This is a genomic window from Microbacterium sp. PF5 (assembly GCF_004794315.1).
Classification (GTDB): Bacteria; Actinomycetota; Actinomycetes; order Actinomycetales; family Microbacteriaceae; genus Microbacterium; species Microbacterium sufflavum.
Window position 1 is genome coordinate 31,602 of record NZ_SSDQ01000130.1, and the last position, 13,433, is coordinate 45,034.

A 13,433-nucleotide genomic window follows, 5' to 3' on the forward strand; every position below is an offset into this window, starting at 1 on the left:
GACGGCCTAGCGGCGGGCGGAGGCGCGTCCGGGGCGTTTCGGCTGCTTCCGCTGACGCTCCTCCGCGCGCCGAAGCACCCGCGCCTCGGACGCGGCGCGGGCCTTCGGGCCCGACAGGATCCGCACCAGGACGTAGGCGACGGCGAGCGAGATCAGCGCTTGCAGCATGCGCGGGATCACGTCCGGATACGACGCGTTGAACGAGATGCCGTAGGAGTACACGAGGCCGATTCCCGCGAGCGCCCACGGGTTGTCCCGGCGGGTGAGGAAGCCCATGACGAGCGTCAGCACCACGGCGAACACGACGATCCCTATCCAGCCCTCGAAGATGTAGACGTTGCCGAGCATGGTGGCCGACTGCGAGCTGGTCGGCGCACCGCCGAGCGCGATGCTCATCTGCGAGCCCGTGTCCAGTGGTGGGCGATCCGGGTCGAGGAACCCAGGAATCAGACCAATGCGGAACAGCGTCGGGATGTCGAGGACCTCAAGACCTGCCGGCCTGGGGACGAATCGGGCGATGAGAGCCATCTGCGTGTCCAGTTGAAGGCGCTCCAGAGGCGCATCCGCACTCACCGCGCCCGGGCCCGAGACGGATGCTCGACGCAGGGAGTCACGGAAGTCGTAGATCGGCGGCCAGAGGATCGGGATGGCTGCGAGCACGATCACGAGCGTCCGCAGGCGGATCAGCTTGGCGAACAGGGCCAGGATCACCACCGTGAGGATCAGCGCTGCGGACTGCCCGAGGATGGCCCGCATGAGCCCCTCCCACAGGAACACCACCGCGGCGATCGCACACACCCAGAGCGCGGTCGCGCGCGTCACCTGCCCCTGCCGGAAGAGCCAGAGGACGAGAGACACTCCGAACAGCACCCAGAGCGTGAAGGGCGCTGCGATCGAGACGATCGGCGATTCGGAGGCGACACCGATCTGCACCGCATACGAGCCGCGCCCCCCGAGCGTGGAGATCACGGTGGCGGCCACGCCCACGGCGAATACGGTGAACGCCGCGCGAGCGGTGATCGGCTTCGCGGTGGCTTCCGGCATCTTCAGCGGTTGCACCATCAGCTCGATGAACAGGGCGACGGCGATCGTGACGGCACAGATCGCGAGGATCAGCCCGAACGGCTGTGTCCCCTTCAGGGCAGCGGGAATGACCACCATCGCCGCCAGCTGGATACCCAGCAGGATCGTGACGGGGAAGCGCTCGACCCGCATACGGCTCGGGTCGCCGACGATGGGCTTCAGCGTGGGGGGCTGCAGAGGCACAAGGGCAACCATACGGGGTTGCGGAACGTCCGAGAGGGCGACGGGCTCGCCATCCGAGCCGTGAGCCAGGGCATTCCGCGGGAAGCGACGCCGGAGTAGGGTGCGGGGCATGACGCTGATCGAGGACCTGCGCACGAGCGAGGAACGACTCTCCCGGGGCGACCTCGCGTACTACCGGGACATCTGCCGCGACGACGCCCTGTTCGTGATGCCGGGCATGGTCGCGACACGGGAGGAGGCGATCGCCGGACTCGAGCACGCCGACCCGTGGGACTCGTTCGACCTGAGCGCGGTGCAGGTGCGCGAGCTCGGCACCGACGCCGCCGCCATCGCGTATCGCTTCGAGGGACGCCGCGGCGCACAGACCTACACGGCGGACATGGTGTCGACGTACGTGCGCGAGGGCGGACGGTGGCTGCTCGCCGTGCACCAGCAGACCCCGGCCTGAGCGCACGGGCGTCGGGCCGGGGTCTGCGGGCGGTCAGCGGTCGAGGATCTCGCGGGTCGTGACCTCGGGGCGCAGGTCGAGTCGGCGCAGCAGCTGCGCGTTGAGGGCGACCACGATCGTCGACAGCGACATGAGCACCGCGCCGACCGACATCGGCAGCACGAAGCCGATCGGGGCGAGCACCCCGGCGGCCAGCGGCACCGACAGCAGGTTGTAGCCGGCGGCCCACCACAGGTTCTGCTTCATCTTGCGATACGACGCCCGCGACAGCTCGATCACCGACAGCACCGACCGCGGATCGTCGCCCGCCAGGATCACCCCGGCCGATGCGATCGCGACGTCGGTGCCCGCGCCGATCGCGAGCCCCACGTCGGCCTGCGCCAGGGCGGGGGCATCGTTCACGCCGTCGCCCACCATCGCCACCCGGCGACCCTCGCGCTGCAACTCCTGCACCTTCGCGGCCTTGTCCTCGGGTCGCACCCCGGCGAACACCCGGTCGATGCCGAGGTCGGACGCGACGGTCTGCGCCACCGCCTCCGCGTCGCCCGTGATCATCACGACCTGCACCCCGCGGGCGTGCAGCGCGTCGACCGCCTCCCGCGACTCCGGCCGCACCTCGTCGGCGAGCGCCAGCGCACCGATCACACGGCCGTCGCGCAGCACGTGCAGGATGATCGCGCCGTGCGCGCGCCACCCCTCGGCCGCCGGCAGCTCCTCCGCGCCTTCCTCGGTCAGCAGGTGCGGGCCGCCGACGCGCACCGTGGCACCGTCGACCGTCGCTGTGACGCCCACCGCGGGCGACGACGAGAAGTCGCGGCTCGCCGGCACCGTCAGCCCACGGTCGCGCGCGGCCCGCACGATCGCCTTCGCCAGCGGGTGCTCGCTGTCCGCCTCGGCCGCAGCAGCCAGGGCGAGCACCGCATCGGCGTCGTCCCCGCCGACCGTCGACACCTCCGACACCACCGGCTCGCCCTTCGTGAGCGTGCCCGTCTTGTCGAAAAGGACCGTGTCGACCGTGCGCATGCTCTCCAGGGCCAGGCGGTCCTTCACCAGCACGCCGCCGCGGGCCGCGCGCTCGGTGGCGATCGACACCACCAGCGGGATCGCGAGCCCCAGCGCGTGCGGGCAGGCGATCACGAGCACCGTGATGGTGCGGACGACCGCGTCGTCGGGCAGACCGACCAGCGTCCACACGACCGCGGTGATCGCCGCCGCTCCGAGCGCGAACCAGAACAGCCAGCCCGCGGCCGTGTCGGCGAGGCGCTGCGCCCGCGAGGACGAGTTCTGCGCTTCCGTCACGAGCCGCTGGATCCCCGCGAGGGTCGTGTCGTCTCCGGTCGCGGTGATCTCGACGCGCAGCCCCGAGTCGGTCGCCACGGTGCCCGCCGTGACCGGGTCGCCCGCACCGCGCGACACCGTCCGCGACTCCCCCGTCACCATCGACTCGTCCATCGAGGCACGACCGTCGACGATGCGGCCATCGGCGGGGATGCTGCCGCCCGGCCGCACCACCACCACGTCGCCCACCCGCAGGTCGGCCGGCGACACCCGCACCACCTGGTCGCCCTCCACGCGCTCGGCCTCGTCCGGCAGCAGGGCCGCCAGCGAGTCGAGCGCGGACGTCGTCTGCGCGAGCGACCGCATCTCGATCCAGTGCCCGAGCAGCATGATCACGATCAGCAGCGCGAGCTCCCACCAGAAGTCGAGCTCGTGGTGCAGCAGTCCCAGGCTCGCACCCCACGACGCCACGAAGGCCACCGTGATCGCGAGCGCGATCAGCAGCATCATCCCGGGCTTGCGCGCCCGCAGCTCGCTGACGGCGCCCACCAGGAACGGCCGCCCGCCCCACACGTACATGACGGTGCCGAGCACGGGAGACACCCACGCCAGACCCGGGACCTCCGGCAGCGAGTAGCCGAGGATCATCGCGAACATGCCGGACAGCGCAACCGTCGGCACCGCCAGCACGAGCATGATCCAGAACAGCCGCCGGAACTGCCCGACGTGGTCCCCGTGGCCGCCGTGACCGCCGTGACCCGCGTGCGCGTCGTGACCGGCGTGGGCCTCGTGACCCGCGTGCGCATCCTGACCGCCGTGGGCCTCGTGACCCGCATGGGCCTCGTGCGCGTCGTGACCCGCGTGCGCATCCTGACCGCCGTGGGCGTCGTGACCGGTATTGGCCTCGTGAGCCGCGTGCGCGTCGTGACGTGCGTGCTCATCGTGCGCGTCGTGACGGGCGTCCGCGGGGGCGGGGTCGTGGTGCGGGGTGCTCATGGTGTTCCCTCCAACGTCGATGATGCCGTGCGGGGCCGCCGTCGGGCAGCCCCGCACGGTGCGGCCGCTCAGGCGGCCGCGATGTACTTCGCGGGGTCGGCGTCGAACGCCGGACCGCAGCCCGCGCAGCAGAAGTGATAGCGGGTGCCCTCGTAGTCGCGGAACAGCCCGGCGGCCTCGGCCTGCGCGATGACCACGGGACTGCCGGCCATCACCGGGCACGTGGTCATGCCCTCGGCGTTCGACGCCAGCAGGTCGGGGCGCCCCTCGGCGGCGACACCGCCGGCGGCCGGGACGCTGCAGCAGGATCCTGCGGGGGAATCGGACATGTCGGTACTCCTCTTTCTCGGGGTCACTGGGCGTCCACCGCCGTGCTGCGGAACGACCGCAGGCGGAGGCTGTTGCCGACCACGAAGACGCTGGAGAACGCCATCGCCGCGCCGGCGAGCATGGGGTTGAGCAGGCCGAGCGCCGCGAGCGGGATGGCCGCGACGTTGTACGCGAACGCCCAGAACAGGTTGCCCTTGATGGTGCCGAGCGTGCGTCGGGAGAGACGGATCGCGTCGGCCGCGCTGCGCAGGTCGCCGCGCACGAGGGTGATGTCGCTCGCCTCGATCGCCGCATCGGTCCCTGTTCCCATCGCGAGCCCCAGGTCGGCCTGCGCGAGGGCCGCGGCGTCGTTCACGCCGTCGCCCACCATCGCGACCACCCGGCCCTCGTTTTGCAGCCGGCGCACCACCGCGACCTTGTCGGCCGGAAGCACCTCGGCGATCACCTCGTCGATGCCGACCTCCGCGGCGATCTGCTCCGCGACCGCGCGGTTGTCGCCCGTGAGCAGGACGGGGGTGAGCCCGAGCCCGACGAGCTGGGCCACGGCCTGTGCGCTCGTCGCCTTGACCGTATCGGCCACCACGAGCACGCCACGCGCCGCGCCGTCCCAGCCGACAGCGATCGCGGTCTTGCCCTGGCGCTCCGCCTCCGCCTTCGCCTCGGCGAGCGCGGACGGCAGATGCTGCGACCAGTCCGCCAGCAGGGACGCACGACCCACGATCACGGCGTGACCGTCGACCACGCCCTGCACGCCACGGCCCTCGATGTTCGTGAAGTCCTCCGGCGCGGGCAGCGCGCCCAGCTCCCTCGTCGCCGCGGTGGCGACGGCCTGGGCGATCGGGTGCTCCGAGGCGTCCTCCAGCGCTCCCGCGAGGCGCAGCAGGTCGGCGCGCTCCACGCCGTCCGCCGTGTGCACGGCCGTGAGAGTCATGCGCCCCGTGGTGACGGTGCCGGTCTTGTCGAGCACGACCGTGTCGACCCGGCGCGTGGACTCCAGGATCTCGGGCCCCTTGATGAGGATGCCGAGCTGAGCGCCGCGACCCGTGCCGACGAGCAGCGCGGTGGGCGTGGCGAGTCCGAGCGCGCACGGGCAGGCGATGATGAGCACGGCGACGGCGGCGGTGAAGGCCGCGGCGGCCGGGAACCCCAGGCCGAGCCACACGCCCAGCGTGCCGAGAGCCACCACGATCACGATCGGCACGAAGATGCCGGACACCCGGTCGGCGAGGCGCTGTACCTCGGCCTTCCCCGTCTGCGCCTGCTCCACGAGCCGGGCCATCTGCGCCAGCTGCGTGTCGGAGCCGACGCGGGTCGCGCGCACCAGGAGACGCCCGCCCGCGTTCACGGTCGCGCCGGTCACGGCGTCGCCCTCGCGCACCTCCACCGGGACGGACTCGCCCGTGAGCAGGGAGGCGTCGACGGCGGAGGTGCCCGAGACGACGACGCCGTCCGTGGCGATCTTCTCCCCGGGACGGACGACGAACTCGTCGCCCACCGCCAGCTCGGCCGTGGGGATCCGGGTCTCCACGCCGCCGCGCAGCACCGCGACCTCCTTTGCGCCGAGCTCGAGCAGCGCCCGCAGCGCCGCCCCCGCCTGCCGCTTGGAGCGCTTCTCGAAGTAGCGTCCGGCGAGGATGAACGTCGTCACCCCGGCGCCCACCTCCAGGTAGATGTTGCCCGCCCCGTCGCTCGGTGCCACGGTCAGCTCGAACGGGTGCGTCATGCCCGGCATCCCGGCCGTGCCGAAGAAGAGGGCGTAGAGCGACCAGAGCAGCGCAGCGAGCGTGCCCATCGAGATGAGCGTGTCCATGGTCGCCGCCCCGTGGCGCAGGTTGGTCCACGCGGCGCGGTGGAACGGCCACGCCGCCCACACGATCACCGGTCCGGCGAGCGCGAGCGACAGCCACTGCCAGTACGTGAACTGGAGCGCCGGGATCATCGCCATCGCGATCACCGGGACGGTGAGCACGATCGACACGATCAGCCGCTGGCGCAGTGCGGCCAGCCCGTCGTCCGCCTGTTCCGGCGTCGCGTCCTCGGCGGTCGGGGCCGGAGGCGCGGGGAAGGCGGCGGTGTAGCCCGTCTTCTCGACCTCGGCGATGAGCACCGCCGTGTCGAGGCCGGCCGGCGCGATGACCGTGGCCTTCTCGGTCGCGTAGTTGACGCTCGCGGTCACGCCGTCGATGCGGTTGAGCTTCTTCTCGATCCGCATCGCGCACGACGCGCAGGTCATGCCCCCGATCTCCAGCTCGACGCTGGTCTCGTCGGGCACGGATCGCGTATCGGTCATGACCGCACCGCCTCGTAGCCCGCCTCGTCGACGGCGGCCAGCACCGCGGCGTCATCGACCGGGGCGGAGCTGTGGACCACCAGGCGTCCGGTCTGCGCGCTGACGTCGACGCCGTCGACCCCGGGGATGCGGGAGACCTCGCCGCGGACGGCCATCTCGCAGTGCCCGCACGTCATCCCGGTCACCTGGTACTCGCTCGTGTTCATCGTCGTTCCTCTCCGCTCTCAGGATACCCCCCTGGGGTACTCCCTGGCGACAACCCTATACCCATCACGGGTATTCCCGACACCGCCGAACGCCCCGCTCGGACCACGCTCGCCCCGGCGGGGTGAGCGTCCGCCCCCGGCGCCCGGCCCGCCTGGCACCCTGAACAGATGGACGACGCGACGCTCCCCTCCTGGAGGGACACCCCCACCCGACGCGCCATCGAGGCGTTCGTGACGGGCGTGGCGACCGGACCGGATGCGGTGCCCGCGGAGGAGCGCGTCGCCGTGTTCGACAACGACGGAACGCTGTGGACCGAGAAGCCGATGCCCACGCAGCTCCACTACGTGGTGGAGCGTTGGCGGGAGGTGGCCCTGGCGGATCCCTCCCTGGCCGACACGCAGCCCTACCGCGCGGCCGTCACGGGCGACCTGGCGTGGCTCGGCGCGGCCGTCGAGAAGCACTACGCCGGGGACGACTCCGACCTCGGCACCATCATCGCCGCCCTCGTCGGCCTCACCGACGGACTCGACGTCGAGCAGTACGCCGCCGCCGTGTCGGCGTTCTTCCGCACCGCGCGCCACCCCGTGCTCCACCGCCCCTACACCGAGCTCGTGTACCAGCCGATGGTCGAGCTGCTGCGCTACCTCGAACGGCACGGCTTCACGTGCTACATCGTCTCGGGCGGCGAGCGCGACTTCCTGCGCCCCCTGACGCAGTCCATCTACGGCATCCCGCCCGAACGCGTCGTGGGTTCGGCGCTGGGGCTCACGTACGACGAGGCGACCGGATCGGTGCGCTACTCCCCCGCGCTCGCGTTCTTCGACGACGGACCCGAGAAGCCGGTGCGCATCTGGAGCCGCATCGGCCGGCGCCCTCTCCTCGCCGCGGGCAACTCCAACGGGGACATGCCGATGCTCGACCACGCACGGCGCGGCCCCCGCCAGGGTCTCGCGCTGCTGATCCACCACGACGACCACGACCGCGACGACGCCCCGTACGACGCGGGCGCCGACAAGGCCCTGGCCGCCGCACGCGAGCGCGGGTACACGGTCGTGAGCGTGCGCGACGACTGGGCGAGCGTGTTCCCCGCGCCCTCCTGACCGCTCAGCCCGCGGCACTCACAGGGCGCAGCGGAAGCCGATGTGGGTCATGGCGGTGTCCTCCGCCTGTGCCGACCGCGCGGCCGGGCGATACCGCAGGCAGTACTCGGGGGCGCACAGGTGCGAGCCGCCCTTGAGCACGCGCCGCGGGATGGGCGAACCCGGCTCGGCCGACAGCAGGCTCGCCCGGCGACCGGGATCCACCGCGACCGTGCCGGGCGGCACGTGCCGGTGGGTCCAGTAGTCCGCCGTCCACTCCCACACGTTGCCGATCATGTCGAACAGGCCGTAGCCGTTGGCGGCGAAGCTGCGCACGGGAGCCGTGCCCACCCAGCCGTCCGCCCCGTCGTTGCGGTAGGGGAAGGCACCCTGCCAGGTGTCGGCCATCAGCACGCCGTCCGGCTTCGTCTCGTCGCCCCAGGCGAAGCGCGCGCCGACCAGTCCGCCGCGCGCCGCCCACTCCCACTCGGCCTCGGTGGGCAGCCGCTTGCCCGCCCACGCGGCGAACGCGGCCGCATCCGGATAGGCGATGTGCACCACCGGGTGGTCGAGACGGTCGTCGATCGACGAGTCCGGCCCGAACGGACGCCGCCAGAACGCACCAGGCTCCCACCGCCACCACTGCCGCCAGTCGCGCAGGTCGACCGGGCCCGACGTCGGTGTGAACACCATGGCGCCGGGAACGAGGTCGTCGGGGTGCACGCCGGGATAGTCGGCCGGATCCATCGGCTGCTCGGCGACCGTCACATAACCGGTCTCGTCGACGAACACCGCATAGTCGCGGTTGGTCACCGGGTGCTCGTCGAGACGGAACGACGCCACCTCGCGCTCGTGAACCGGGCCCTCCTCGGGGTAGAACTCGTCGGAACCCATGCGCAGCGTGCCACCGGGAACCTCGATCATCGCCACCATGCCTTCATCGTAGGGGCCGTCCGCGGGGCCGGGCCGTGCCGGGCGACTCCGGCGGCCGCTACTCGCGGGAGAGCATCGCGGCCGCCTCCAGCTCCAGGTCGAGGTACTGCTCGGCGCTCACGTCGATCCCCACGCCCAGCAGCTTGCCGCCCGTGAACGGGAAGTCACTGCCGTACTGGCGGCTCACCGGGTCGGCGCTGTCCCAGCCGACGCAGAGGCCGTCCCCGCACAGGGTGAACTTGCCCACCTGCGCCCGCATCGGCCCGGACGCCACCGCCCGGTCGTCGACGTACAGCGTCGCGGTGCCCACGGACTCCCCGTGCTCACCCGCCCCCTCCCGCACGAACTCCACGCCGAGCGTGTGCGGGCCCGGCGTGAGCGGCTCCGACGTGAAGGTCTGCTCGGGCGGGATGCCCAGGAAGTTGTACACGTAGGTGAGCCGGCCGTCCTTCACGAACAGCGAGTGCCCGCCGAACCGGGAGCCGTGCGCGAACAGCACGCCCTGCGCCCCGTCCTCGAGCACCGCGTCGGCGATGATCTTGAACGACCGGCCGCGCACGTTCACCGCGACGCTCTCGGGCACCGCGGCCGTGCCCGGGTAGTACACGTACCGCTCGCGGGGCCGTTCGGCCTGCGGGCGCTGCACGGTCAGCAGTTCCCTGGCGGACCGGTCGTCCAGCGGCAGCGCGAAGTTCGCCTCGGCCTCCGCGAACCACGCGTCGATGAGCTCGCGGAGCTTCTCCGGATGCGTGGCGGCGAGGTCGTGCGCCTCCGCGCGGTCCTCGGCCACGTGGAACAGCTCCCACGCGTCGTCCTCGAAGTGCCCCGTGCCCGTGAGCGGTGCGTGCACGGCGGCGGCCTTCCACCCGTCCTTCCAGATGCCGCGCGTGCCGAGCATCGCGTAGTACTGGACGTGCTTCTCGCTCGGGCCGTCGGGAGCCGCGTCGAAGCTGTACCTCATCGAGACGCCGTCGAGCGGACGCTGCGTCACCCCGCGGTACGTCTCCGGCATCTCGACGCCGATCACGTCGAGCACGGTCGCCACGATGTCGACCGAGTGGTGGTACTGGTGGCGCAGCTCTCCCTTCGCCGCGATGCCCTGGGGCCAGTGGATCACCATCGGGTCGCACGTGCCGCCCGAGTACTGGGAGTAGCGCTTGAACATCGGGAAGGGCGTCGAGAACGCCGCGGCCCACCCGGTCGGATAGTGGTTGTAGGTGTCCGCGGAGCCGAGGTGGTCGATCATCGCCAGGTTCTCGGCGAGGTCGTCGGGGAAGCCGTTGAAGAACTTGTTCTCGTTGACCGAGCCGTCGGGCGAGCCCTCCCCCGATGCGCCGTTGTCGGCACAGTAGAACACGAGGGTGTTGTCGAGCTGTCCGGTCTCCTCCAGATAGTCGATGATGCGGCCGACCTGCGCATCGGTGTACTCGCTGAACCCGGCGAACACCTCGGCCATGCGGGAGAACAGGCGCCGCTCGTCGTCGTTCAGCTCCGACCACGGCCGCACGTGATCGGCCGGGTTCGCGACGTCGTCCGGCATCGGGTTGAACGGGGTGAGCGCGGTGCCCTCGGGCAGCACGCCCCTGTCGATCATGCGCGCGAGCACCCACTCCCGGTACGCGTCGTAGCCGTCATCGAACATCCCCCTGTACTTGTCGATGTACTCCTGCGGCGCGTGATGCGGGGCGTGGTTCGCACCGGGACAGAACCAGAGGTACCAGGGCTTCGACGGGTTCGACGCCTGCTGGTTGCGGATCATCGTGAGCGCCTGGTCGGCGAGGTCCTTCGACAGGTGGTACCCCTCCTCCGGCGTCGCGGGGGCGTCGATGAAATGGTTGTCCTCGACGAGATCGGGGTACCAGTTGTTCGTCTCGCCGCCGAGGAAGCCGTAGAACCGGTCGAAGCCGAGCTGCAGCGGCCACATCGAGCGGTTGCCACCCGGGGCGATGTCCTCCTCCGGCACGTTGTGGTTCTTGCCGACCCAGAACGTGGAGTAGCCGTTGTCCTGCAGCACCTGCCCGATCGTCGCGCACTCGGCGGGCAGCCGTCCCGCGAAGCCCGGGAACCCCGTGGTGCCCTCCATGATCACCCCGGCGCGGTTGACGTGATGGTTGCGGCCGGTAAGCATGGTCGACCGCGTCGGCGAGCACAGCGCCGTGGTGTGCCACTGCGTATAGGTGAGTCCGTTCTGCGCGAGCCGGTCCATGGTCGGCATGCTGATGCGTCCGCCGTACGGCGACCAGGACGCGAGGCCCGTGTCGTCGTACAGCACCACCAGCACGTTCGGCGCGCCGTCCGGTGCGGTCCGCAGCTCGTACGGCGACCAGTCCGGCGTCGAGTCCCGCACATCGAGCCGGATCTCTCCGGTGAAGTCCGCGTTGAAGTCCGACATGTCCACTCCTTCTCTCATGGGTTTTCCTCCGGTACCGTCGGCGCGATGGGCGGGCGACGCAGCAGCTCCACCAGCACGACGAGCACCAGTACGCCCGCCGCGACGCCCACCACGGCACCGAACGACACCGGCCGCAGGACGATCAGCAGGAGGAGCGCGACGACGAGCCCCGCGACCAGGATCGGCCCGCGGTACCGGTCAACCGCCACACCGAACCGCCCCGTGGAGACACCGTGACGCTCCGCGGCGCCCCGGAGCGCGGCGACACCGCTCTCCACGGCCGTCCGCGTGCGCACCGCGGCGCGGGACGACCCGGCGACCCAGGCCCACAGCGCGACCAGCACCGCCGACAGGGCGAGCGCCGCGACCGTCGAGGACAGCAGCGCCGTCACCTCATCGAACAGCGACGCCGCCGCCGCAGCGGTCATGATCGACGGGCTCACCGCGCCCAGGAAGAACGAGCGGCCGATGCCCAGGCCGGCAGCCAGCAACAGGAAGGCCGCGGCGAGCGCGACACTCGTCCACAGCAGCGCCCGTGGTCGGTCGCGGGCCAGCAGCACCCCCAGCACCACGAGCCCCGCCAACACCCACGGCAACCAGAAACCCGCCGCGACCGCGACCTGGTACAGCGCCCGGACGAGCACGAGGGCATCGGCCTGGGCGATCGGGATGGAGCGGTCGATCACCGGGATCAGGTCTGCCACGCCGACACCGCGCTCCGCCAGTGCATCTTTCACGCGCTCGATCACCACACCGAGGTCGAGCGACAGCACCCCGTCGTCGGCCAGCTGCAGCGCGGTCCCCGGCTCGTCCTGCAGCACGGCGACCGCACGCTCGTGCGCGACCCGCAGCGACTGCGCCCAGATGTCGGCGAACTGCGCGGACGACACGACGTCGTGCACCACGCCGTCGATCAGGGACGACAGCCCCGACGCCGCCGGAGCCTGGAGGAGCGTGAGCGCGGACTCGGCGCGGGGCGGCAGGTCGAGCGAGCGCAGCCCGTCGAACAGCTCGCCGACGACGGCGTCGAGGTCGACCTGCTCGTCGATCGCGGCGCTCACCTGGTCGGCGACGAAGTCCTGCACGTCGGGGTCGTCTGCGAGCGGCCCGAACGTGGCGACGAAGCGGTCCGCGTCCACGAGCTGGAGGCGGGCCCAGGTTCCGAGCACGGCGACGGGCGCGAGCAGCACCGCCACCGCGAGCACGACCCCGGCGAGGATGCTGCGCGCGGCGGGCCGACGGCGCGGCGTGCGCAGGGCCTCGTTCTCGCGCTCGAGCAGCTCGACCCGCGCCCGCAGCTCGTCGAGCTCGCCCATCGGTCCTCCTCGATCGTCGTCGTGGTGCACCGGCGGCTAGGTGCCGAGCAGCCGCTGCTTCGCCGCCGCGAACTCCTCCGCCGACAGCACGCCGGCCTGCTGCATCGCCGCGAGCTGCTGCAACTTCGCGATCAGGTCGTCGCCGGCGGGAGCCGTCGGTGGCGCGGGTGGCGTGGCGGGGGCCGTGGCGTCGCGCACGGTCGCCTCGACCTGCGCCTGCTGCTGCGCGGCCTCGTACTGCTGCTGCTCGTACTCCTCCTGCGCCCGGCGGGCCTGGTGCCGCTGCGCCGCCCCGGTGACGGCCGTCGCCGTGCCGGCGACCACGGCCGTGCGCGCGGCGAGGCCCAGCAGTCCCGGCCGTCCGAATCTCCGCAGAGGCATGTCAGTCCCCCTCCTGGTCGAGGATGTCGATGAGCGCATTCACCACGGGTGCGGGGACGCGCTCCGTGCGCAGCACCCGTCCACCCGCGGCCGCGAGGTCGTGCGCGAGCACGCGGGCGAACGCGAGTTCCAGGACCACGACCGCCGCCGAACGACCAGGATCGAGCTCGCCGGCCAACAGCTCCACGTCTTCCTCCCCCGCGAGACCGGAGACGATGGGGGCGAACCCGGCGAGCCCGAGCTGCTCGGCGTCGTCCTCCAACTCCAGGATCTCGATGTCCCCGTCGGTCGTCTTGCCGACGAGCACGATGTCCAGGATCCGGACGACGCCGCTCTCGGCGACGTCGGCGAGAGCACGGAAGGTGCCGGGGTCGGGTCGATCGCCCTCGAACCCCACCAGATAGAGCTCGACCGGGCCGAACCGGAAATCGTTCATGGCACCGCCTTCCTCGCGCGGATCAACGGCGTCATGCTCGCACCATCGTCGCGTGGCCCTCACGAGGGGATCACCCGGGCG

General features: G+C 71.8%; 13 protein-coding genes. 3 read left to right on the forward strand and 10 right to left on the reverse strand.

From position 1 onward, the window contains the following. Positions 1 to 6: 6 nt before the first annotated feature. Entirely contained in the window at positions 7 to 1,266 is a 1,260-nt protein-coding gene (locus DW297_RS11685) for a hypothetical protein (RefSeq protein WP_136032549.1), read from the reverse strand. Between the two features lie 109 nt (positions 1,267 to 1,375). Here DW297_RS11685 and DW297_RS11690 point away from each other — a divergent pair, with 109 nt between their 5' ends. Beyond that, entirely contained in the window at positions 1,376 to 1,714 is a 339-nt protein-coding gene (locus tag DW297_RS11690; protein ID WP_136032551.1) for a nuclear transport factor 2 family protein, read from the forward strand. Positions 1,715 to 1,747: 33 nt separating this feature from the next. Here the strand turns inward: DW297_RS11690 and DW297_RS11695 are convergent, their stop codons facing one another. Continuing rightward, complete coding sequence (locus DW297_RS11695; protein ID WP_240744599.1) at positions 1,748 to 3,688, reverse strand: heavy metal translocating P-type ATPase; 1,941 nt, start codon at positions 3,686 to 3,688, stop codon at positions 1,748 to 1,750. Between the two features lie 39 nt (positions 3,689 to 3,727). Here DW297_RS11695 and DW297_RS19265 point away from each other — a divergent pair, with 39 nt between their 5' ends. Next, the gene (locus DW297_RS19265) at positions 3,728 to 4,126 is read left to right on the forward strand and encodes a hypothetical protein (protein WP_240744600.1); all 399 of its coding nucleotides are present in this window, start codon (positions 3,728 to 3,730) and stop codon (positions 4,124 to 4,126) included. On the opposite strand, the gene DW297_RS11700 is transcribed toward DW297_RS19265, so the two are convergent. From DW297_RS11700 to DW297_RS11710, 3 genes are read right to left on the reverse strand one after another with little or no spacing between them, the layout of a single operon-like run. Continuing rightward, a complete protein-coding gene (locus DW297_RS11700; RefSeq protein WP_136032554.1) occupies positions 4,057 to 4,317 on the reverse strand; it encodes a YHS domain-containing protein in 261 nt (86 codons plus the stop codon). The two genes, DW297_RS19265 and DW297_RS11700, sit on opposite strands and share 70 nt — an antisense overlap. A gap of 23 nt (positions 4,318 to 4,340) precedes the next feature. Next, entirely contained in the window at positions 4,341 to 6,608 is a 2,268-nt protein-coding gene (locus DW297_RS11705; RefSeq protein ID WP_136032557.1) for a heavy metal translocating P-type ATPase, read from the reverse strand. Further along, a complete protein-coding gene (locus tag DW297_RS11710; RefSeq protein WP_136032558.1) occupies positions 6,605 to 6,814 on the reverse strand; it encodes a heavy-metal-associated domain-containing protein in 210 nt (69 codons plus the stop codon). The genes DW297_RS11705 and DW297_RS11710 overlap by 4 nt, the downstream gene beginning before the upstream one ends. 168 nt (positions 6,815 to 6,982) lie before the next feature. On the opposite strand from DW297_RS11710, the gene DW297_RS11715 reads away from it, so the two are divergent. Further along, positions 6,983 to 7,915, forward strand: a complete 933-nt coding sequence (locus tag DW297_RS11715) for an HAD family hydrolase (protein ID WP_136032560.1) — start codon at positions 6,983 to 6,985, stop codon at positions 7,913 to 7,915. An 18-nt stretch (positions 7,916 to 7,933) separates the two neighbouring features. Here DW297_RS11715 and DW297_RS11720 read toward each other — a convergent pair whose 3' ends face one another. The 5 genes from DW297_RS11720 to DW297_RS11740 form a co-directional block, all read right to left on the reverse strand. Then, positions 7,934 to 8,818: a formylglycine-generating enzyme family protein gene (locus tag DW297_RS11720; RefSeq protein ID WP_205828285.1), complete on the reverse strand. Its 885-nt coding sequence runs from the start codon at positions 8,816 to 8,818 to the stop codon at positions 7,934 to 7,936. A gap of 67 nt (positions 8,819 to 8,885) precedes the next feature. Then, positions 8,886 to 11,219, reverse strand: coding sequence for a sulfatase-like hydrolase/transferase (locus DW297_RS11725; RefSeq protein ID WP_136032564.1), 2,334 nt, complete (start codon positions 11,217 to 11,219; stop codon positions 8,886 to 8,888). Positions 11,220 to 11,233: 14 nt separating this feature from the next. Continuing rightward, entirely contained in the window at positions 11,234 to 12,535 is a 1,302-nt protein-coding gene (locus DW297_RS11730) for a hypothetical protein (protein ID WP_136032567.1), read from the reverse strand. A 36-nt stretch (positions 12,536 to 12,571) separates the two neighbouring features. Continuing rightward, positions 12,572 to 12,916, reverse strand: a complete 345-nt coding sequence (locus tag DW297_RS11735) for an SHOCT domain-containing protein (RefSeq protein WP_136032569.1) — start codon at positions 12,914 to 12,916, stop codon at positions 12,572 to 12,574. Between the two features lies 1 nt (position 12,917). Next, positions 12,918 to 13,352: a DUF6325 family protein gene (locus DW297_RS11740; RefSeq protein WP_136032571.1), complete on the reverse strand. Its 435-nt coding sequence runs from the start codon at positions 13,350 to 13,352 to the stop codon at positions 12,918 to 12,920. Positions 13,353 to 13,433 lie beyond the last annotated feature (81 nt).